We start from the raw sequence: 20,795 nt of genomic DNA, 5'->3' as shown, positions 1-20,795 counted from the left end.
ACCGGCCGGACCGAGTCCCAGGGGGAACCGAACACCATGACGCAGCATCAGGACGGCCCGGCCGCACCCATGGTCGTGGTGGACGACGTCCACCGGAGCTTCGGCAGCGGCCCGCGGACCGTGCACGCCCTGCGCGGCGTCACGTTCGAGGTGCGCCGCGGTGAACTCACCGCCCTCAAGGGCCGCTCCGGCTCCGGCAAGACCACTCTGCTGAACCTGGTCGGCGGCCTGGACACCCCGACCACGGGAGTCGTGCGGCTCGACGGCACGCCGCTGGGCGGCCTCGACGAGCCGGGGCTGCTGGCGCTGCGGCGGGAGCGGATCGGCTTCGTGTTCCAGTCCTTCGGCCTGATCCCCGTCCTCACCGCCGCCGAGAACGTCGGCGTCCCGATGCGCATGCGCAAGATCCCCGCCCGGCAGCGGGAGGAACGCGCCCGGACCCTGCTCGCCCTGGTGGGCCTGGCCGAACACGCGGGCCAGCGCCCCGGCGAACTCTCCGGCGGCCAGCAGCAGCGGGTGGCGGTGGCCCGCGCCCTCGCCAACGAACCCGACCTGCTCATCGCGGACGAACCCACCGGCCAGCTCGACTCCGAGACCGGACGCTCGATCATGCGGCTGCTGCGCGCCGTGGTGCGCAGCGAGGGAGTCACCGCCCTGGTCGCCACGCACGACCCGGCCCTGATCGAACTGGCCGACCGCGTCGTGGAACTGCGCGACGGCCGCATCGTCGACGAACACCGTCCGGCGGACCTCTGACGAGACCGCCCGACGCGCCGGGCACCGCCTGCGGTCCGAGCCCGGTCACCGTGACCGCAGCCGCTCCTCGTGCGAGGTCGCGGTCGCAGCCGCGGTCGCAGCCGCAGCCGCAGCCGCGGTCGCAGCCGCAGCCGCAGCCGCGGTCGCAGCCGCAGCCGCGGTCGCAGCCGCGGTCAGGGCCGCGGCCAGGGCCTGGGCGTACGGGTGCGGGCGGCGTCGGCGGGGGAGGAGGAGGCCGATGTGGCGGGTGGGGCTTGGGGGGTTGACCTGGAGCACCGTCGTCTGTGGTGACGGGGTCAGGGAGACCTGCGGGATCAGGGAGACGCCCACGCCCGCCGCCACCAGGGTCTGCGCGAAGAAGTAGTCGGTGGTCGACGCCCCCACCCGCAGCTCGAAGCCGGCGATCTCCGCGTACCGGCGCAGGTACGCCTCCGTCTTGAGGCAGCCGATCACCCAGCGTTCGGCGGAGAGCTCCGCCAGGCCCGTCGAGGGCCGGTCCGCGAGCCGGTGGCCGCGCGGGACGACCAGCCGGAGCGGGTCCTCCATCAGCGGGACCCAGTCCAGCGCGGGACGCTCGCCCGGCCGCACGGGCGGCGGCCCGTCGAGGTGGTAGGCGAGGGCGAGGTCGGCGGCTCCGCCGCGCACCATCGGCGCGGCCGCCTCCGGCTCGCTCTCCAGCACGGTCAGCTCCACCTCCGGATGCGCGGCCACGAACCGGGCGAGCGCGGCGGGCAGCAGATGACGGCCGCCGCTGGTGAAGGTGGCCACGGTCAGGCGCGGCCGGGGTGCGGTCAGCCGGGCGATCTCGTGGCGGACCTGGTCCAGTTCGGCGGAGATCGCCTCCGCCGCCTCCACCAGCAGCCGTCCGGGCTCCGTCAGGGTGACCCCGCGGGTGCTGCGCACGGCCACCGGGTGCCCCAGCGTGCGCTCCAGCGCGGCGATGTGCTGGGAGACGGCCGACGGGGTCAGCAGCAGGGCGCCGGCGGCCCTGTTGAAGCTGCCGTGCTCCGCCACGGCCCGCAGGACGCGCAGCCGCTGCACATCGATCATCAGTTTTCCTTCATACGGGTTCAGCAGGTCACCAGTTCCGCTGGGGACCCTATAGCGGCAGAGTCGGGCGCATGAACACGATTCTTGTCATCGGCGGGAGCCGGTACTTCGGAAAGTCCCTGGTCACCAACGCGCGGGACGCGGGGCACGAGGTCACCGTCCTCAACCGGGGCTCCAGCGCCCCGCCCGCCGGCGTCGGGCGCGTCGTCGCCGACCGGGACGACGAGGCGGGGCTGCGGGCGGCGCTGGGCCCGCGCGGTTTCGACGTCGTCATCGACCAGGTCTGCTACACGCCCCGGCAGGCCGCCGTCGCCCGCCGGGTCTTCGCCGGGCGGACCGGCCGGTACGTCATGACCTCGACGATGGAGGTGTACGACCCCGCCACCCTCCCCGGTCCCGAGGAGCGCGGCGGTCGGGGCCCGGCCGCCGCTCCCGTGCCCGTGCCCGTCACCGAGGATTCCCTCGACCTCGCGCGCACCCTGCCCGCGGCCCCGCACCCCGGCCCCGGCCCCGGCCCCGACCCCGCTTTCGCGTACGCCGAGCGGAAGCGGCAGGCCGAGGCCGTCCTCCTGCGCGAGCCGGCCTTCCCGTTCGTCTCCGTACGCACCGCCCACGTGCTCGGCGGCGGACGGGAGGAGTTCACCGGGCGGCTGGCGCACTACGTGCAGCGGATCGCGGCCGGGACCCCCGTCGACGTGCACGGAGCCCCGTACGCCACCTCGTTCATCCACCACAGGGAGATCGCGGACCTGTTGTACTGGGCGGCCGGGCAGGAGTTCACCGGGCCGGTGAACGCGGCCTCGCACGGGGCGCTGGACGTGACCGGGCTCTGCGAGCTGGTCGCCGCACGGCTCGGGCGGCGGCCGCGGTACCGGCTGGTCGAACGGGGCGCCGCCGCCTCGCCGTTCTCCTTCGACCGGGCCTACGCCATGGACAACGGCCGGGCCGCCGCTCTGGGTTTCGGCTTCGGACGGGTCGCCGACTGGCTGCCGGGGGCGATCGGCGAAGCGGCCGAAGCGTAGCGGGCTGCCGGACGTCAGCCCTCGCCCGCCCGCCGCTCCAACGGTGTTGCTACCGCCGAGTTGTTCACACTGAAGGTGACGCTGCCCGCCCGGTAGCGGTCGTCGGACCACTCGATCGGGCGGCCCGCAGCGGTCGCGGAGACGTGCCGCTGGCGCAGCAGCGGGCTGCCGCGCCGGATCTCCAGCAGCCGGGCGTCCTCGCTGCCCGCGGCGAGGGCGTCGATGAGGTGCTCGCCGTGGTGGGCGACGATCCCGGAGCCCTGCGCCAGGCTGTCCATGACGGAGCGGCAGTCCGCGGGCAGGGCCTCGACGGCCGCCGCGACCCAGTCCGCGTACGCGGTCCGCTCCACCATCGTGGGCTCCCCGTCGAGCAGGCGCAGCCGCAGCACGGCCAGGATCTCCGTACCCGGCTCCAGCGCGAGGCGCTCCGCCTCCTCGGCCGTGGCCGGTCTGCGGCTCCGGGCCAGGAAGCGGCTGTCCGCCCGGTGCCCCACCCCCTCGGCCCACTGGGCGAAGCTGTTCAGTTCGCCGAAGCTGTGCCGGCGCTCCTGGCGCAGTACGGTCCGCCGCGCGCCCTGCCGGGAGCCGATCAGCCCCTCCGCCGCGAGGGTGGCGACCGCCTGGCGGACGGTCCCGCGCGAGGCGGACCAGCGCGCCGCCAGATCGCTCTCCGAGGGCAGCTGCGCGCCCACCGGGAGTTCGCCCGAGGCGATCGCGGCGCGCAGCGCCTCGGCGATCTCCACATGCCGGACCGTGCCCATGTCCTTCGCCCCCTGGTCGTGTGTGCCGCCGCGCTCTCATGATCATTCCAGCAGCTGTCGCGCGGATTCCCGCCGACCTTCTCGTCTCTTCGTCGAGCCGTGCTCCCGGAGACGGCCGCCGTTCACCGTACGTACAGAGGGCCCGGGCGAACTGGAGCCAACTTGTCCAGACAAGTGATGCCCCCTAAGTCTCCGGGAGAGACCGTGCTCAGTTCCTCCGCCCGTCGCGGTGCGGCCGTACTGCTCAGCGCCGCCGTCCTGACCACGCTCAGCGCGTGCGGCGCCGCACCCGAGCCCAAGGCCGGCGCCGCCGGTGACGCCAAGAGCAACGTGCAGCCGGGCGCCGCCGCCTCGGTCGCCGACTTCGGCTCCATGGAGGCCCTCGTCGCCGCCGCGCAGAAGGAGGGCGAGCTCAATGTGATCGCGCTGCCGCCGGACTGGGCGAACTACGGCGAGATCATCAAGGCCTTCGAAGCCAAGTACAAGATCAAGGTGAACAGCGAGAACCCGGACGCCTCCAGCGCCGACGAGATCGCCGCCGTCAAGTCCCGCAAGGGCCAGAAGCGCGCCCCCGACGTACTGGACCTCGGCATCGCCTTCGCCCGCAGCGGCGCCGCGGAGAACCTCTTCGCCCCGTACAAGGTCACCGCCTGGGACAAGATCCCGGCCGGCCAGAAGGACGCCGACGGCCGCTGGTACAACGACTACGGCGGCTACGTCTCCATCGGCTGCGACGCCGCGAAGATCCCCACCTGCCCGCAGACCTTCGCCGACCTGCTGAAGCCCGAGTACAAGGGCAAGGTCGCCCTCAACGGCAATCCCACCAAGTCCGGCTCCGCCTTCGGCGGCGTCTACGCGGCCGCCCTCGCCAACAAGGGCTCCTTCGCCGACATCCAGCCCGGCATTGACTTCTTCGGTCAGCTGAAGAAGAGCGGCAACTTCATCCCGGTCGAATCCACCCCGGCCACCGTCGAGAAGGGCGAGACGCCCATCTCCATCGACTGGGACTACCTGAACGCCGGCTACGCCGACCAGTTCAAGGGCAAGGGCGTCGACTGGAAGGTCGCCGTCCCCACCGACGGCGTCTACGCCCAGTTCTACTCGCAGGCCATCAACAAGGAGGCCCCCAACCCGGCCGCCGCCCGCCTGTGGATGGAGTTCCTGTACAGCGCGGACGGCCAGAACCTCTGGCTCAAGGGGTACGCCCGCCCCGTCCTGCTGCCCGCCATGACGCAGGACGGCACCGCCGACAAGACCGCCGTCGCCAAGCTCCCGCAGGTCCAGGGCACCCCCGCCTTCCCGGCCTCCGAGGAGCTCGACAAGGCCAAGGCCACCCTCGCCGAGAAGTGGGACAAGGCCCTCTCCTGATGCCCACCACCCTCACCCGCGCCGCCGGCACCAGCCGCCGGCGGCGCGGCCCCCGCACCTGGCTCGCCGCCCTCCCGCTGCTGGCCTTCACCGGACTCTGCTTCGGCCTGCCCCTCGGCGCCATCGCCTTCGGCGCGGTCACCCGCACCGACCCGGCGGACGGCGCCACCCGGCTGACCGGCGAGCACCTCGCCCGCTCGCTCCAGGGCCCGTACCTCGGCTCGCTCATCGGCAGCGTCCAGCTCTCCGCCCTCACCGCACTGATCGGCGGAGTCCTCGGCGTCCTCATCGCCAAGGCCGTGGTCACCTCCCGCTCCGCCGCACTGCGCAGCGCGGCGCTCACCGCCTCCGGCGTGCTCGCCAACTTCGGCGGCGTCCCGCTCGCGTTCGCGTTCATCGCCACCGTCGGGATCTCCGGAGTCGTCACCCAGCTCGCCGGCCTCACGGGCCTCGGCTGGAGCCTGTACTCCTTCACCGGCCTCAGCGTCGTCTACCTGTACTTCCTGATCCCGCTCATGGTCCTGGTGATCGCCCCGGCGCTGGAGGGCCTGCGCCCGCAGTGGCGCGAGGCCGCCCAGAACAACGGGGCCGACGGATGGCAGTTCTGGCGCCACATCGGCCTTCCGGTCCTCGCCCCCTCCCTGCTCGGCGGCTTCGTCCTGCTCTTCGGCACCGCCTTCGCCGCCCACGCCACGGCCGCCGCCCTCGTCGGCGGCTCCGTCCCGCTGGTCACCCTCAAGATCGCGGACGCGCTGTCCGGCAACGTGCTCACCGGCCAGGAGAACGTGGCCCTCGCCCTCGGCCTCGACATGATCCTGATCGCCGGCCTGGTCATGGCGGTCTACCTGCCCCTCCAGCGACGGAGCGCCCGATGGCTGCGATGACCCCCACCGCCCCGGACACCGAGGCCCCGGCGCACACCGCCGCGCCGCGCCCGGCCGCCGCCCGCCCGCGCCCCGGCGGCCGCCGGCGCACCGGCATCTGGCGCGGCGCCGTACTCGCGCTCGCCGGCGCGTACTTCCTGGTCCCGCTCCTCGCCTCCTTCGTCTTCACCGTGCACGTGCCGGGCCAGGGGATCACCTTCGAGGCCTACACCGAACTGCTCTCCGCCGACGGGTTCACCGAGAGCCTCCTGCTCTCCCTCGGGCTGGCCGCCGCGACCATCGTGCTGTCGCTGCTGCTCGCCGTGCCCGCGCTGATCGCCGTACGCGTCGGCTCCCCCCGGCTGCGGCCCGTCGTCGAGATCATGTGCATGCTCCCGCTGGTGGTGCCGCCGATCGCGCTGGTCACCGGGATCACCACCGTGCTGCGCTGGGGGCCGGAGCACCTGTCGCGGACCCCGCTCTACCAGACCTTCCTCGCCGTCCAGGACGAGCGGTTCCCCCTCGTCCTGGTCCTCGCCTACACCGTGCTGGCCCTGCCCTTCGTCTACCGCTCGCTCGACGCAGGACTGCGCGCCGTCGACGTGCCGACCCTGGCCGAGGCGGCCCGCAGCTGCGGAGCGAGCTGGCCGTACGTGGTCCTGCGGGTGCTGCTGCCGAACCTGCGGGCCTCGATCGCCGGCGCCGCCTTCCTCACGCTGGCCCTGGTCCTCGGCGAGTTCACCATCGCCTCGCTCCTCGGCTTCCAGCCCTTCGCGGTGTGGATCGTCTCGATCTCCGGAGCCCAGGCCCGGATGTCCGTGGCGGTCTCCGTCCTCAGCCTCCTGATCACCTGGCTGCTGCTGCTCGCCCTCTCCCGGGCCGGAACCGCCCCGGCCACCGCCGCGGCCGCACCCGCCACCCCCTCCCGCAAGGAGTCCTGACCCCGATGCCCACCACGCCCACCACCCTCCCCGCAGACGCGGCCGCCGCCGGGAAGCCGACGGCCGACTCCGCGCAGCCCGCGGGCGCGCGCGTCGAATTCCGCGGCCTGCGCCGGGCGTTCGGCTCCACCGTCGCCCTCGACGGCCTCGACCTGACCGTCGAACCCGGAGAACTCCTGGCCCTGCTCGGCCCGTCGGGCTGCGGCAAGACCACCGCGCTGCGCGTCATCGCCGGATTCGAGCAGCCCGACGCCGGCGAGGTCCTGGTCGACGGAGCGGACATCACCCGGGTCCCGGCCAACCGCCGCGACGCGGGCATGGTCTTCCAGTCGTACAGCCTCTTCCCCAACCTCAACGCCCGTGACAACGTGGCCTTCGGGCTGCGCGTCCGCAAGGTCGCAGCCGCGCAGCGCCGTGAGCGGGCCGCCGAACTCCTCGACCTGGTGGGCCTCCCCGACCACGGCGACCGCTACCCGCACCAGATGTCCGGCGGGCAGCAGCAGCGCGTGGCCCTGGCCCGGGCCCTCGCCCTGCGCCCGCGCGTCCTGCTGCTCGACGAGCCGCTCTCCGCGCTGGACGCAAAGGTGCGGGCCACCCTGCGCGAGGAGATCCGCAGGCTCCAGCTCTCGCTGGGCATCACCACCGTGTTCGTCACGCACGACCAGGAGGAGGCGCTGTCGATGGCCGACCGGGTGGCCGTCCTGAACGCCGGGAAGCTGGAGCAGTGCGCCGCCCCGGCCGAGCTGTACGAGCGGCCCGCGACGCCGTTCGTCGCCGAGTTCGTCGGCACCATGAACCGGCTGCCCGGACAGCTCGCCGACTCCGGCCTGGTGGCGGTGGCCGGCGTCCGGCTGCCCGTGGACGGCCCCCTCCCCTCCACCCCGGACGTGGAGGTCCTCGTACGCCCCGAGAACGTGACGGCGACCGCGGACGCCGAGGGCGAGGCGACCGTGGTCTCCGCCTCCTTCTTCGGCTCCGTGACCCGCCTGCACCTGGAACTGCCCGGCGGCGTAGCCGTCAAGGCCGACCTGCCCTCGCGGGACGCCGGAGCCCTGGTGCCCGGGGCCCGGGCCGCCGTGGGCCTTGCCGAGCGGCCCGTGCTCGTCGTGGCCAGGACCGCGTGAGCGGCCGCCCGGACGCCCTCGGCGCGGTCCTGTTCGACATGGACGGCACCCTCGTCGACACCGAGGTGCTGTGGTGGGAGACCACCGAGGAGGTCGCTGACGGCCTCGGCCACCGGCTCACCGACGCGGACGCGCCGGAGGTGGTCGGCCGCGCCGTCGAGGACACCGCGGCGCACCTCGTACGGACCGTGGGCGGGGGAGACCCGGCCGAGATCGCGGCCGCGCTCACCGAGCGGTTCTTCCGCCGGGTCGAGGCGGGGGCGCCCATGCGGCCCGGAGCCCAGCGGCTGCTGACCGCCCTGGCGGTGGAAGGCGTGCCCTTCGCCCTGGTCAGCGCCTCGCCGCGGCTGGTCGTGGACTCGGTGGTCGGTGGCTCGCTGGCCCATGTCCCCTTCGCCTTCACCGTGTCCGCCGACGACACCGAGCGCACCAAGCCGCACCCGGACCCCTACCGGGCGGCGGCCCGGCGCCTCGGCCTCGAACCGGGCGCCTGCGTGGCCGTGGAGGACTCGCCCGACGGAGCCGCCTCCGCGGAGGCGGCCGGCTGCGGGGTCCTCGTGGTCCCCTCGCTCCTGCCGGTTCCGCCGTCACCGCGGCGGACGTTCGCCCGCTCGCTCGAGGAGGTCACCCCCGCACTGCTGCGGGGCCGGGCGGAGCCGCCCGTGTGAGATCCGGCCCGGCGGGTTGGGTAGGGTGCCGGTCGTCGGGAGAGAAACTGCGTGGGAGACATGAGTTGATGAGTGGTCAGCAGCCGGGCCGGGACGGTACGCCTCAGGTCTTCCAGCCGCTAGCCGGAGACGACCCCACCACCATCGCCGGATACCGGCTGGCCGCCAAGCTCGGCGCGGGCGGCATGGGCAAGGTCTACCTCTCCTACACGCCCGGCGGCAGGCCCGTCGCGATCAAGGTGATCCGGCCCGAGTTCGGCGAAGACGCCGAATTCCGCCGCCGGTTCACCCAGGAGGTGCAGTCCGCGCAGCGGGTGCAGGGCCTGTTCACCGCTCCCGTCATCGACGCCGACACCGACAGCGCCCAGCCCTGGCTGGCCACCGCGTACGTGCCGGGACCCTCGCTCGCCGACGCGGTGGTCGCCCACGGGGCGCTGCCGGTCGAGGCGGTGCTGCTGCTGATCGCCGGGATGGCCGAGGCCCTGCACGTCATCCACGGGGCGGGCATCGTCCACCGCGACCTGAAGCCGTCCAACGTGCTGCTCGCCGCGGACGGGCCCCGCGTCATCGACTTCGGCATCGCCTACGCCGCCGACGCGACCTCCCTGACCGGCAGCGGAGTGACCATCGGCACCCCGTCCTTCATGGCCCCGGAGCAGGCCGCCGGAAGCAAGGTGACCCCGGCCACCGACATCTTCGCGCTCGGCCAGGTCGCCGCGTACGCCTCCACCGGGACCCCCGCCTTCGGCGAGGGCACCTCGCACGGCGTGCTCTACCGCATCGTCCACGAGGAGCCGGACCTCGGCGGGGTCCCGGACCGGCTGACCGAACTGGTCAGCCGGTGCCTCGCCAAGGACCCCGGAGCCAGGCCGTCCCTGGCCGAGATCATCGCGCTCTGCCAGGCCGCCAACGCCGAAACCGTGCTGCGCCGCCCCGAGGACTGGCTGCCGGCCCCGGTCGCCGCCGACATCACGGTGCGCGCCGCCGCCCCCGCCCCGGTGCAGACCCCGCCGCCCCCGGCCGCCGCGCCCGCCGTGCCGGCCGCCGCCCCCGCCGCCCCCGCCGCCCCCGCCGTGCCGGCGTACGCGCCCACCGCGCAGGCGGCTCCGGCCACCCCGCCCCCGGGCTTCGGTCCGGCACCGCACCAGCAGCCCACGCAGCCGCACCAGCAGCCGCAGCCGCAGCCGCAGCCGCACCAGCCGTATCAGAACCAGCCGTATCAGCCGCAGCAGCCTTCGCAGCAGCCCCAGTCGTACCCCACGCCGCCCCCCGGCCCCGCCGCGCCGCCGCAGGCCCACGGGCACGCCTACGCCCCGACGCAGTTCCCGCCGCAGCCGCAGCCGCAGCCGCAGCCGCAGCACGCCCGCCCCTACCCCGGCGGGTTCATGCCGCAGCCGGTCCAGCCCCCGAAGAAGTCGGGCGGCAAGGGCGCACTCATCGCGCTGGCGGCCGTACTGGTCTTCGCCGTGGCGGGCAGCGCCACGGCCTACGCCCTGCTCAAGGAGAACGACGGGCAGCAGGCCCGGGCGCAGGGCAGCGGATCCGGGCAGGACAAGGGCAAGGGAGCGGACCAGGCCGGGGGAGGGCAGACCGGCTCGGCCCAGCCGGGCATCAAGCCGGGCACCCAGGCCGATCCCAAGCCCACCGACCACAAGGGCATCAACCTCACCGCGGGCTACCACCTGACCCTCGGCGACGAGGACATCCGGCCCCAGGACGGCGAGGACGGCGGCTACGAACTCTCCTACGACACCGGCGGATACCTCGACGCCGAGACCTCGGACGGCAACATGGTGCTGCTCGACCCCGGACAGGAGGGAACCCTCGCCGTCTGCCGCGCCGAGACCCGCTTCGCCAAGAACATCAACCTGGCCAAACTCTCGAAGGGGCGGCAGATCTGCGTCACCACCGGCACCGGGCACCTGGCCCTCGTGACGGTCCAGGGCTTCTCCCCCGAGAACTCGCCCAGCAAGTACATGACGCTGGACGTGACGGTCTGGCGCAACGCGGTCCGCTCCGGCGCCGGCAGCTGAGCCGCGGTCCGGCCCCGTGAACCAGGCACCGCCGCCCCGGACCCCGCTGTACGTCCAGGTCGCCGAGGACCTGCGGGCCGCCATCACCGCGGGCGAGTACGGCTCCGGCGCCCGGCTCCCCGCCGAAGACGAACTGGCCCGCCGCTACGGCGTCTCGCGGGGTACGGTCCGCCAGGCGCTGGCCGCGCTGCGCGGCGACGGGCTGGTCACCTCCCGCCGCGGCACCCGCCGGGTGGTGCAGGCCGGGCCGGGCGGCGCGGCCGGCACCACCGATCTGCGGAGCTTCACCCGGTGGGCGCGCTCGCTGGGCGAGCGGCCCGGCGGCCGCACCGTCTCCGTCCTCCGGGGGCGTGCGGACGCCGAGGAGGCGGAGCAGCTGCGCATCGAACCCGGCGCCCCCGTCCACCGCCTCCTGAGGCTGCGCACGCTGTCGGACGCCCCGGTGATGGTGGAGCGCACGACGTACCCCGGGGCGATCGGCGCACTCGTGGCGGACATGCCCGCGGACACCGTCTCGTACTCGGAGCAACTCGCCCTGCGCGGCGTGCTGTTCACCGATGCCCACCACACCATCGACATCGCTCCGGCAGACGACGACGACGCGCGTCTGCTGGGCTGCCGGGCCGGGGAGTCGCTGCTGCGCGAACGCAGGCGCTCCACCGACCCGGCGGGCGTCCCGGTGGAATGGTCCCAGGACCGGTACCTGCCGGGGACGGTGGCCTTCACCGCCCACAGCACCTCGGCGGGGGCGCTGGGCCGCCGGCTCAGGCCCTGACCAGCAGCCCCTCCAGCAGGGGGCGGTAGGAGTCGAAGTGCGGGACGCGTGCGTCCGGGTCCTTGGCCCGTTCGTCCCAGCGCCGTACGGCCACCGCCTCGGCAGCGCCGGGCAGTGCCTCGAAGGCGCGGGCCTGGGCCTCGGTCATCGGCCCGCCCTGCACGCGCAGCGTGTGCACCGAGGCCTCGGACAGCAGGCCGAAGTAGCCGGGCTCGGCCGTGCACAGGTACCGCTTCGCGGCGACGTGCAGCCGGACCGGCTCGGTCACCTCCGGTCCGAACCACTGGGCCAGCCACTCGGCTCCGGTGTGGCTGTGCCGGTTGTCCAGGCCGCCCTCCATCAGGTCCCGGCCGGTCACGGTCCCGTGGAAGTGCCCGACGTCGTGCAGCAGCGCCGCGGCGACGAGGTGCGCGGGGGCGCCGGCCGCCCCGGCGAGGGCGGCGGCCTGGAGCATGTGCCCGGCCTGGGTGACGGCCTCGCCCAGGTACTCGGAGCCGCCCTCGCCCTCGAAGAGCGCGGCGAGCAGGTCGACGGGGCCGGGCCCGGGGTCCGGGGCGGTCATGCGCGGGCTCCTTCGCGGTGCAGAACGGCAAGGGTGGACAGCAGCCCGTCGAGGTCGGCGTACGTGCCCTGGAGGTGGCGGTCGCCCGACTCGGAGAAGGCCGTACGGGCGTGCAGCAGACGGGTGTTGTCGAAGACGAGGCAGTCGCCGGGGGCGAGCCGGAAGTCCAGCCGGAGCCCGGGACGCAGCAGCAGCTGCGCGAAGGTCCGGTAGGCGGCGTAGAACTCCTCGACGACCGCGGCGGGCTGGTGCAGGGTGCCGATGGACCGGTTGTTGAACCGGATCTCGCGGATGCGTCCGAGCGGGTCCACGTCGATCAGCGGCCGGTGGGCGCGCAGCTCGGTGCGGGCGTCGGCGAAGGCGAACTCCACGGGCACCCGGGTCAGCACGGCGAAGGCCTCCGGGTGCTCGGCGCGCAGCAGCGCGGCGGCCCGGAAGCCGTCGACGAGCCCGGAGTCCCCGCCGCGGGCCTCGTTGCTCAGGCAGTGCAACAGCTGGAGCGTGGGCACCGGGTCCCGGTACGGGTTGTCCGTGTGCGGGCTGATCCGGGCCCCGGTGAAGGCGAGGTTGTTCGGATCGGCCTCCACCCGCACCTCGAAGAGCTCGCCGTAGTTCGTCTCGCGCACGAAGCCGAAGCTGCGCGCCACGTCGAGGACCGTCCGGTCCCGCGGCGGGACGCCGCGCAGCAGCACGAAGCCGAGGCGGACGACGCTCTCCAGCGCCCGGATCCGGACCCGCCGGTCGCCGGTGTACGCCTCCCAGCCGGCCTCGGGGAGCCGTCCGTCCAGGTCCGGCGCGGCCCACAGCTCCTTGTCCGCCTCGGTCCGGCCGTCGCCCGGCCGGGGCGCGCCGCCGGCGCCGGGCGCGTGGGCGGCCAGCCAGGCCTCCGGGTAGACGGACCGGTGCCCGTCGGGCTCCCACCGCACCTCCCGGCCGAGGCCGCCGTCGGCGGCCGGCACGCAGTCCCGTACCGCGCCGACGGCCAGGTCCTCGGGCAGGTCGGTGATCTGGAACAGCTTCTGGCCGGTGCGCGGATCCCGGCAGTCGGCGCACGGGCAGTTGTCGCGCAGCCAGAAGGCGGGCGGGTGGAGGTTTCGAGTCGCGGACACCGGCGCTCCCGTCAGAGTTGTATGTACAACTTTTCGGACGCCATGCTGGCAGCGCCTGATGACCGGAAGATGGCGCCGACGTGTCCGAAGGCCGTCGGCCGTGCCCGCGGAACCGGATCGCGCGGGCCGTCGTCTGAGACCCGTGTGGATGAGACGAAGAATCGCCGCCCTGCTGTTCGCCCTGCTCGCGACGCAGGTGGGCGCCCTGGTCAACCCCGCCTACGCGTGCGGATGCGGGGCGATGGTGCCCGACCGGCAGTCCAGGATCGGCGTCGACCGCGAGACCTCCGTCGTGCGCTGGGACGGCCGTACGCAGCAGATCGTGATGCGGTTCACCGTCGGCGGAGACGCGCACCGGGCCGCCTGGATCATGCCCGTGCCGGGCCGGGCCACGGTGGAACTGGGCGACGGGGAGGTGTTCGGCGAGCTCTCGCGGCTGACCCGGCCCGAACGCAGGACCCGCGGCTACTTCTGGCCGCGCGACGGCGACTGGCCCTTCTCCTCCATGGCCGGGGACACCGCCGGCGCGACACCGCCCGGCAGCGCCGACCCGGGCGTCGCCGTCGTCGGCCGCGAGCGGCTCGGCGACTTCGACGTCGCCCGCCTGACCGCCACCGACCCCGACGCCCTGAAGGACTGGCTGGAGACCAACGGCTTCGACCTCCCCGAACGCCTCACCGCCGAGGTCAAGCCCTACGTCGACCAGAAGTGGGAGTACGTGGCGGTACGACTGGCCCCCCGACAGCAGGGCACACCGCTCCGGGGCGACCTGGACCCGCTGAAAATCCGCTTCGACAGCCCGACGCCCGTCTACCCGATGCGGCTCTCCCGGATGGCCAGGACACCCCAGTCCCTCGGCCTGTACGTCCTGGCCGACCACCGCATGGAACCGAGCTCGGCGATCGGCGGATCCGCCCCCGAGGTGACCTTCGCCGGGAAGATCGCCCCCAAGAGCGGACCGCTCGCCGAACTCACCGGCGGAAAACCGGTGTTCCTCACGGCCATCGACCAGCGGTTCCCCGAACCGGGCCGCATCGACGCCGACCACGAACTGCGGGCCACCGCCCAGGACACCCCCTACCGCAGGGTCGTCTACCGGGACGAGCTGCTCACGCTGGGAGACGGCATCCCGGTCTGGCTGCTGACGGTGTCCGCCGCCCTGGTCGCGGCGTCGGCGTCGGCGCTGGTGGTCCTTCGGCGCCGACGCCGACGTGCGGCCGCGGATGCGGGCGCGGCCGTGTGATCACGGCGGCCCGCCCGAGCCGAGCCGCCGCCCGATCAGAGCGGGCGGTCCGGCTGGGTCCGCCAGAACGCGCACTGGTGGTCCGCCCCGAACGACGAACCCGGACCCGTCCGCCCCGGGCCGAGCGTCAGCACCGGGGCGACCCCGGAGCCCGGGACGGCCGCCGGCCACGGCACCTGACCCGGCACGACGGGCGCACCGAACCGGGCGAAGGCACCCCAGTAGCGCTTCATCCGCGCCGCCAGCGCCACCTGCACCGGGGTCAGCGGCCGCTCACCCATGGTGAAGTCGTGCAGATAGGCCAGTTCGGCGCTGTGCCCGTTCGACTGGTCCAGGCCCGGCACCTGGGCCCCGGCCAGCGTCGGTGACCGGGGATCGTCGAACTCGTACGCGTACGTCGGCACTTGGGAGGCGAACAGCTCCGCCGTCCACGCGGTGTGACAGGCGAAGGTCGAGTCCGTCAGGACGGCCGACAGCGCCAGGTACGGCGAGCCGTGGGCCTCCACCGGATAGCGTGCGAGCACCTCGGGCCCCGCGGCCCCGTACCCCGCGAGGACCTGCGCCGCATACTGCTCCCGGGTCAGGTCCGGCTGCGTCAGCGCGACGAAGAACCGGCCCTCGGAACGCGTGCTGCCGATCATGACCGGCACCCTGTTCCACGCGCCGCTTCGTACGGCCCGCTCCGGATCCACCGGCAGCAGCCCGTCGCCCGACGCCGGACCCGGAGCGGGCAGCGTACGGGCGGCCTCCACCAGCGCCGCCCCCGAGGCCCCGCGCAGACACGCGGCCATCCCGGCCGGACCGGCGCACCCCGCCCGCGCGGCGAACTCCCGCGCCAGGGCCTCGGCCCGGGCCCGGTCGGGCGTACGCAGCAAGGTGCACGGCCCGCTCTGCAGCACCGCCCGGTGGAACAGACCCGCCGCCGAAGGGGCCGCCAGCAGCGCGCACACGGACCCGCTCCCCGCCGACTGCCCGGAGACCGTGACGCTCTGCGGATTGCCGCCGAAGGCCCCGATGTTCTCCCGGGTCCAGCGCAGCGCGGCGATCTGGTCCATCAGCCCGAAGGAGCCGGACCGTACCTCGCGCGGCCCGTTCAGCTCGGGCAGGTCCAGATAACCGAGCTGCCCCAGCCGGTAGTTGATGCTGACCACCACGGTCTGGGTGAGCTCGGCCATGGTCCGCCCGCCGAACTGGGTCCCGGTGCCCTGGCTGTACGCACCCCCGTGCATCCAGACGATCACCGGCAGCCGGGCTCCGGGACGGGCCGACCGGGGCCGGTACACGTCCAGATACAGGCAGTCCTCACTGACGGCCGCCGGATCACGCAGGCCGAACGGCGAGAACTGCAGGCACGCGGGGCCCTGCCGGACGGCCTCCCGCACCCCGTTCCAGCGCTCCGCCGGCCGCGGCGCCCGCAGCCGGGCCTCCCCGACCGGGGGAGCGGCGTAGGGGACGCCCAGGAACTCCTGCGCCCCGTCCCGGTTCTGCCCGCGCAGGGAGCCCTGCGCGACGGCGACCACGGGATCCGGCGCCCCGCCGCCCCGCGCCGCCGCCGGGGCTGCCGGGGCCAGCAGCCCCAGCGCCAGGGCGAGGACGGCGCCGAGCAGCGGTCCCGTCCGGCGTCTCACGGGCGGAGCCCGGCGAGCAGGGCGGAGGTCACGGCGTGGTCGACCGGACCGGTGTTCCAGTCGGAGTTCATCGGGCTCACCGCGATCCGGCCCGCGGCGACCGCCTCGACGTCGCCGCCCTTCGCCGCGGGCCGCAGCGCGACCTTGACGGACACCTTCCAGGTGCCGTCGCCGGAGTCGGTGAAGTCCGGCTGGAGGAGGTTCTGCGGGTCCTGGAAGGTCGCGGCCACACCGGCGGCCGTGCCCTTGCCGTCGGCGCCGACCACCGGGTGGTTGACGTTGAGGCCAACTCCGGCGGGCAGCAGCCGTCCGGACCGGGCCCGCGCCGCCCGCAGCCGGTCGATCAGCTTGACGGCGAAGTCGAGGGTCGGACCCATCGCGTTGACGGTGGTGACCGGGTCGGGCGCGGTGAGGCCGCCGGTGCTCAGGGCGATGGCCGGCACTCCGGACTCCAGCGCGGCGACGGCGCCGCCGACCGTACCGGAGTGGCTGGCGAGCCCGGCGACGTTCGGGCCGAAGTTGGTGCCGGAGACCACGAGGTCGGGGGCCTTTGCGGCGAAGACCTCGGCCAGACCGAAGGAGACGGAGTCGCCCGGCGTGCCGTCGACCGCCCACACCTTGGGCTCGGGGTGCTTCACCACGATGGCGGGGGCGTTGGACATCTTCGTGCCGGTGCCGCTCTGGTTGGTGAGCGGGGCCACGATCGTGACGTCGTGGCCGGCCGCGGTCAGCCGCGCGAAGGCCTTGCGGATGCCGGGCGCGTCCGGCCTCGGGGAACATCGGTACAGCGGTTAACGCTAAGCCGGTGATCATGGTCCGGGTGTGAGCGTGCTGACCCTGTTCTCGTACTCGCGGCGTGCCTTGCGCTGGGCAGGGATTGCGGGGAGGCCGTGGCCGCCGTCGAGCGGCTGGCAGCGGGTGAGGAATTGGCGGTGCACGGAGGGTGCGGCGGTAACGCGCAGGGTGTAGCCCTGGCCGCGCCGTACGGTCACCCCCTGGTCGAGCGCTGCCCGCTCGACGGGGTCCAGCTCGGTGGTGCGGAGGAAGTCGGCGACCTTGCCCGGCATGTCGAGGGTGACCGGCAGCTCCGGCGCCGGAACGTCTTCGGCGGCGGTGTGGTCGGGCAGGAGGTCGGCGACGGTCGTGCGGATCGCGCCGCGGCTGACGTCGTGGTCGCGGGCGAGGGCGGCGATCGAGCGGCCCGCCAGGTAGGCGGCGCGGACCGTGTCGGCCTTGTCGACCGCGACGGCGGGGCGGCGTCCGCCCTTGTTGCCCTTGGCCTCGGCGGCGCGGAGTCCGTCGTAGGTCAGCTCGCGCTGTAGGTCGCGTTGGAGTTCGCCGGCGGCGGCGAGGGTCTGGACCATGAACTTCACGGTGGACAGCAGTTCGCCGGTGCGCGGGTGGCGGGCGGTGAGGTCCATGGCGGAGAACGCGCCGTCGTGGATGCGCAGGGCGAGCTGGTCGCGGTGCAGGACTGCGAGGACGTCGAGGATGTGCTGGTTGCCGCGCACGAGGCGGAACATCTCGGAGATGTGCACGGTGTCGCCCGGCCGCGCGTAGGTGAGCAGTTCGCCGAACTTCGGGCGCTGAAGCGGGTGGAGGCGGCTGGAGGTGCCCGGGTCTTCCTCGAAGACGACCGGGTCCTCGATCCCGGCCTCGGCGAGGACGAGGTCCTGGCGGGCGGTGGACTGCTGGTCGGTCGACACCCGCTTGTAGACGAGATTGGCCACGCTGTTCCCCGCTCCTGCCGCCGCATCGGACCTGGGCTGTCATCTAACCCTGTCGTCTGCCGTCATCGGATCTCATTGGATCGGGGCCGCCGTCAGGCCCCGGAATCACTGGGTTCATTGGACGCCCGCCGCGCCTGTCGTCAAACGATCGTTTGACGACAAGTGGGCAGGGTCATGCCGTGTTGGCCTGGTGGGCGAGGATGGCGATCTGGACGCGGTTGGTGGCGTCGAGTTTGGTCATGATCTGGCTGACGTGGGCCTTGATGGTGGCTTCGCTGAGGTGGAGTGCGCGGGCGGCGTCGGCGTTAGACATGCCCTCGGCGACGGCAGCGAGGACCTCTTGTTCCCTGGGGGTGAGGGCGGTGAGCCGGCGTCGGGCTTGGGCCTGATTGGTAGAGCCTTTGGCGAAGTGGTCGATCAGGTTTTTGGTGACGCTGGGGGCGAGGATGGCGTTGCCGTCGGCGATGGTGTGGACGGCGGCGATGAGGTCCTGGGGTGGGGTGTCCTTGAAGAGGAAGCCTGCGGCGCCGTTCTGTAGTGCGGTGTAGACGTACTCGTCGCGGTTGAAGGTGGTCAGGACCAGAACGCGGGGGGCGCCGGGCCAGGTGCTGAGCTGCCGGGTGGCGGCGAGGCCGTCGAGATGGGGCATCCGGATGTCCATCAGGACGACGTCCGGGCGGTGAGCGCGGATCTGGGCGAGGGCTTCGTGGCCGTCACCTGCTTCGGCGATCACTTTGATGCCCGGGTCGGACTGCAGGATCATCCGCAGTCCGGTGCGGACCAGGGCCTCGTCGTCGGCGATCAGGACTTTGATCATGCTGCGGCCTCACGTGTCTGAGGATCTGTACTGGCTGTCGGCAGTGTGGCGGTGACCAGGAATCCACCGTCGTCTTGCGGCTGGGCGGTGAAGGTGCCGCCCAGCAGTTCGACGCGCTCCCTCATGCCGAGGAGACCGTGACCTCCTCGGGGGAAGTCTGCGGTGGCTGACTTTGTGGGCCGGGCGTTGCGGATGGTGACGTCCAGGGCTCCGGCACGGTGGCGGAGCCGGATGGTCGTGCGGGCCTGGGGGGCGTGTTTGTGGATGTTGGTCAGTGCCTCTTGGACGATGCGGTAGGCGGTGCGCTCGATGGTGACGGGCAGCTCGTTCGGGGTTCCTTCGATGGTGAGGCGGATCTTTACGCCTGCCTGGCGGGAGGAGCGGATGAGATCGTCGAGCTGTTCCAGGGTGGGCTGGGGTGCCAGGGCGCTGTCTTCCCGGGCGTGGAGAAGTCCGAGAATCGTGCGCAGCTCTTGGAGGGCTTCGCGGCCGTTCTCGCGGATGAGGGCGGCTGGTGTGGTGACTGCGGGGTCGGTGGCGGTGACTTCCAGGGCTCCGGCGTGCAGGACCATGAGACTGACCCGGTGGGCGACGATGTCGTGCATTTCGCCGGCGATGCGGGAGCGCTCGGCTGTGCGTGCCGCGGCGACTTCTACTTCGTGGGTTGCCTGGGCCTGGGTGATCTGGCGGCGCAGGTTGTCCAGGAGGGTTCGGCGGGCGGCCAGCCACAGGCCGATGGTGAGGGGAAGCGCTCCGGCGGCGACCGTCCAGAAGGCGGTGTTGACCGCTGAGAGGTGCAGCGGGTTGGGCATCAGGACGCGGGAAGCTAGGGCTGCCAGGGAAAAGACGGCAAGGCCTGTTGTGCGGCGTCGTGTGGCCAAGGGCCGGAGCCCGAGGTTGTACATGGCCAGCATGGCCACCCACGGGATGCCTAGCACCAGCCAGCACGCGGCTCCGGCCGCCACCATCGGTACCGGGTGGCGGCTGCGGACCACGGTGGCCCACGCGGCGGCAGCTGCGACGAGCTGCGGCAGCGGCGTCAGCGCCACGATGTCGGCGTGTACGGGGCCGTGGCTCACGGTGACGCGGATGAGTAGGTACGCGAGGGAGGCCAGAACCAGCGAGGTCAGGAGCGCATCGCCGGCCGCAGACCCTCGCCACCACCGGTGAGAGGCCGACTGCGGGGATTTGTCCTGCTCACTCATGGTCCCAGGGTACGAAGGCGGGCCTGCCGGCAGCTTCGCCCGTGGGGTGAGGCGGTCCCCTACTTTCGTCGGGGGTGAGGTGTGTGCCACCAGCCACTTTGGTCGGGGTGGCTGTAGCGGATGCTCCGATGCCAGGGGTGCCCGCCGGGCGGGAGCATCGGTGCCAGATGCGAATACGCACCCCTTCACCTCATGAAACGGTAGTTCCCGATGATCGATGTCACCGATCTCACCAAATCCTATGGCGACCGGACCGTGGTCGATCGCCTGTCGTTCCAGGCCAGGCCCGGGGTGGTGACCGGCTTCCTCGGACCCAACGGCGCGGGGAAGTCCACCACCATGCGCATGATCATGGGCCTGGACCGGTCCACGTCCGGCTCGGCGACCGTGAACGGCCGCGGTTACGGCACGCTGGCCGCCCCGATGCGCGAGATCGGCGCACTCCTGGACGCCAAGGCCCTCTATGGACCCCGCCGGGCCGCGGACCACCTGTGGTGTCTGGCCCGCGCCAACGGGATCGGACGCCGCCGGGTCACCGAGGTGCTCGAGGTGGTCGGCCTGCAGGATGCGGGGCGGCGCCGGGCCGGCGGCTTCTCCCTCGGAATGGGCCAGCGCCTTGGCCTGGCCACCGCGCTGCTGGGCGACCCGCCCGTCCTCATGCTCGACGAGCCGGTCAACGGGCTGGACCCCGAGGGCATCATCTGGATCCGCACCCTCCTGCGGTCCCTGGCCGCCGAGGGCCGCACCGTGCTGCTGTCCAGCCACCTGATGAGCGAAATGGAGCACACCGCAGACCACCTCGTCGTCATCGGCCAGGGGCGCCTCCTCGCTGATATGAGCATGCAGGAACTCATCGACAGCAGCTCACGGACCTGCGTCAGGGTCCGGGCGACCGAACCGGAGCGGCTCGCCGCCCTGCTTGCCCGTACCGGTGCCGGCGTCGAGCAAGCGCCGGACGGCCTGCTCTCGGTCACCGGCCTGGACACCGGCCAGGTCTCCGACATCGCCGCCCACAACGGGATCGCCCTGCGGGAACTGGCCGCCCACCGGTCCAGCCTCGAAGAGGCCTACCTCGAACTCACCCAGCACACCACCGACTACAGCGCCACCGCGCCCGCCGCAGCCTGACCAGGAGAAATG

General features: G+C 73.4%; 20 protein-coding genes. 11 read left to right on the top strand and 9 right to left on the bottom strand.

Annotated features, from left to right (window positions below; all coding sequences use genetic code 11):
• Window positions 1–36: 36 nt before the first annotated feature.
• A complete protein-coding gene (locus ACTVZO_RS03895) occupies window positions 37–756 on the top strand; it encodes an ABC transporter ATP-binding protein (protein ID WP_443296992.1) in 720 nt (239 codons plus the stop codon).
• A 45-nt stretch (window positions 757–801) separates the two neighbouring features.
• Here ACTVZO_RS03895 and ACTVZO_RS03890 read toward each other — a convergent pair whose 3' ends face one another.
• Window positions 802–1,806: a LysR family transcriptional regulator gene (locus ACTVZO_RS03890; protein WP_443296991.1), complete on the bottom strand. Its 1,005-nt coding sequence runs from the start codon at window positions 1,804–1,806 to the stop codon at window positions 802–804.
• Window positions 1,807–1,877: 71 nt separating this feature from the next.
• On the opposite strand from ACTVZO_RS03890, the gene ACTVZO_RS03885 reads away from it, so the two are divergent.
• Window positions 1,878–2,828, top strand: a complete 951-nt coding sequence (locus ACTVZO_RS03885; protein WP_443296990.1) for an NAD-dependent epimerase/dehydratase family protein — start codon at window positions 1,878–1,880, stop codon at window positions 2,826–2,828.
• Window positions 2,829–2,842: 14 nt separating this feature from the next.
• Here the strand turns inward: ACTVZO_RS03885 and ACTVZO_RS03880 are convergent, their stop codons facing one another.
• Complete coding sequence (locus tag ACTVZO_RS03880) at window positions 2,843–3,589, bottom strand: GntR family transcriptional regulator (RefSeq protein ID WP_443296989.1); 747 nt, start codon at window positions 3,587–3,589, stop codon at window positions 2,843–2,845.
• 177 nt (window positions 3,590–3,766) lie between these two features.
• Here ACTVZO_RS03880 and ACTVZO_RS03875 point away from each other — a divergent pair, with 177 nt between their 5' ends.
• From ACTVZO_RS03875 to ACTVZO_RS03845, 7 genes are all read left to right on the top strand, one after another.
• Complete coding sequence (locus ACTVZO_RS03875; RefSeq protein ID WP_443296988.1) at window positions 3,767–4,957, top strand: ABC transporter substrate-binding protein; 1,191 nt, start codon at window positions 3,767–3,769, stop codon at window positions 4,955–4,957.
• Window positions 4,957–5,841, top strand: coding sequence for an ABC transporter permease (locus tag ACTVZO_RS03870; protein WP_443296987.1), 885 nt, complete (start codon window positions 4,957–4,959; stop codon window positions 5,839–5,841). Before ACTVZO_RS03875 ends, ACTVZO_RS03870 begins: the two co-directional genes overlap by 1 nt.
• Entirely contained in the window at window positions 5,829–6,761 is a 933-nt protein-coding gene (locus ACTVZO_RS03865; RefSeq protein WP_443296986.1) for an ABC transporter permease, read from the top strand. The genes ACTVZO_RS03870 and ACTVZO_RS03865 overlap by 13 nt, the downstream gene beginning before the upstream one ends.
• A gap of 5 nt (window positions 6,762–6,766) precedes the next feature.
• The gene (locus tag ACTVZO_RS03860; RefSeq protein WP_443296985.1) at window positions 6,767–7,885 is read left to right on the top strand and encodes an ABC transporter ATP-binding protein; all 1,119 of its coding nucleotides are present in this window, start codon (window positions 6,767–6,769) and stop codon (window positions 7,883–7,885) included.
• Entirely contained in the window at window positions 7,882–8,553 is a 672-nt protein-coding gene (locus tag ACTVZO_RS03855) for an HAD family hydrolase (RefSeq protein ID WP_443296984.1), read from the top strand. Before ACTVZO_RS03860 ends, ACTVZO_RS03855 begins: the two co-directional genes overlap by 4 nt.
• Window positions 8,554–8,621: 68 nt before the next feature.
• Window positions 8,622–10,586 carry a serine/threonine-protein kinase gene (locus ACTVZO_RS03850; RefSeq protein WP_443296983.1) on the top strand — a complete coding sequence of 655 codons (1,965 nt, stop codon included), beginning with the start codon at window positions 8,622–8,624 and terminating at the stop codon, window positions 10,584–10,586.
• A gap of 16 nt (window positions 10,587–10,602) precedes the next feature.
• Entirely contained in the window at window positions 10,603–11,361 is a 759-nt protein-coding gene (locus tag ACTVZO_RS03845) for a GntR family transcriptional regulator (RefSeq protein ID WP_443296982.1), read from the top strand.
• On the opposite strand, the gene ACTVZO_RS03840 is transcribed toward ACTVZO_RS03845, so the two are convergent.
• Both ACTVZO_RS03840 and tmpA read right to left on the bottom strand, forming a co-directional pair.
• The gene (locus ACTVZO_RS03840) at window positions 11,351–11,923 is read right to left on the bottom strand and encodes an HD domain-containing protein (RefSeq protein ID WP_443296981.1); all 573 of its coding nucleotides are present in this window, start codon (window positions 11,921–11,923) and stop codon (window positions 11,351–11,353) included. The genes ACTVZO_RS03845 and ACTVZO_RS03840 overlap by 11 nt on opposite strands.
• Window positions 11,920–13,032, bottom strand: a complete 1,113-nt coding sequence (tmpA, locus tag ACTVZO_RS03835) for a 2-trimethylaminoethylphosphonate dioxygenase (RefSeq protein ID WP_443296980.1) — start codon at window positions 13,030–13,032, stop codon at window positions 11,920–11,922. The genes ACTVZO_RS03840 and tmpA overlap by 4 nt, the downstream gene beginning before the upstream one ends.
• 148 nt (window positions 13,033–13,180) lie before the next feature.
• Between tmpA and ACTVZO_RS03830 the strand changes: the two genes are divergently transcribed.
• Window positions 13,181–14,275, top strand: a complete 1,095-nt coding sequence (locus ACTVZO_RS03830) for a DUF2330 domain-containing protein (RefSeq protein WP_443296979.1) — start codon at window positions 13,181–13,183, stop codon at window positions 14,273–14,275.
• A 35-nt stretch (window positions 14,276–14,310) separates the two neighbouring features.
• Here the strand turns inward: ACTVZO_RS03830 and ACTVZO_RS03825 are convergent, their stop codons facing one another.
• From ACTVZO_RS03825 to ACTVZO_RS03805, 5 genes are all read right to left on the bottom strand, one after another.
• The gene (locus tag ACTVZO_RS03825) at window positions 14,311–15,903 is read right to left on the bottom strand and encodes a carboxylesterase/lipase family protein (RefSeq protein ID WP_443296978.1); all 1,593 of its coding nucleotides are present in this window, start codon (window positions 15,901–15,903) and stop codon (window positions 14,311–14,313) included.
• Complete coding sequence (surE, locus tag ACTVZO_RS03820; RefSeq protein WP_443303038.1) at window positions 15,900–16,655, bottom strand: 5'/3'-nucleotidase SurE; 756 nt, start codon at window positions 16,653–16,655, stop codon at window positions 15,900–15,902. Before surE ends, ACTVZO_RS03825 begins: the two co-directional genes overlap by 4 nt.
• A 57-nt stretch (window positions 16,656–16,712) precedes the next feature.
• On the bottom strand, window positions 16,713–17,633 hold the full coding sequence (locus tag ACTVZO_RS03815) for a recombinase family protein (RefSeq protein WP_443296977.1): 921 nt from the start codon (window positions 17,631–17,633) through the stop codon (window positions 16,713–16,715).
• Between the two features lie 172 nt (window positions 17,634–17,805).
• Window positions 17,806–18,450 (bottom strand): response regulator transcription factor, encoded by a 645-nt coding sequence (locus tag ACTVZO_RS03810; RefSeq protein WP_443296976.1) that lies wholly within the window; start codon window positions 18,448–18,450, stop codon window positions 17,806–17,808.
• Entirely contained in the window at window positions 18,447–19,655 is a 1,209-nt protein-coding gene (locus tag ACTVZO_RS03805) for a sensor histidine kinase (RefSeq protein WP_443296975.1), read from the bottom strand. Before ACTVZO_RS03805 ends, ACTVZO_RS03810 begins: the two co-directional genes overlap by 4 nt.
• Before the next feature lie 255 nt (window positions 19,656–19,910).
• Here ACTVZO_RS03805 and ACTVZO_RS03800 point away from each other — a divergent pair, with 255 nt between their 5' ends.
• Window positions 19,911–20,783: an ATP-binding cassette domain-containing protein gene (locus ACTVZO_RS03800; RefSeq protein WP_443296974.1), complete on the top strand. Its 873-nt coding sequence runs from the start codon at window positions 19,911–19,913 to the stop codon at window positions 20,781–20,783.
• Window positions 20,784–20,795 lie beyond the last annotated feature (12 nt).

Source organism: Streptomyces sp. IBSNAI002, assembly GCF_052244475.1.
Taxonomy (GTDB): Bacteria; Actinomycetota; Actinomycetes; order Streptomycetales; family Streptomycetaceae; genus Streptomyces.
This window is presented reverse-complemented; position numbering and strand designations above follow the sequence as displayed.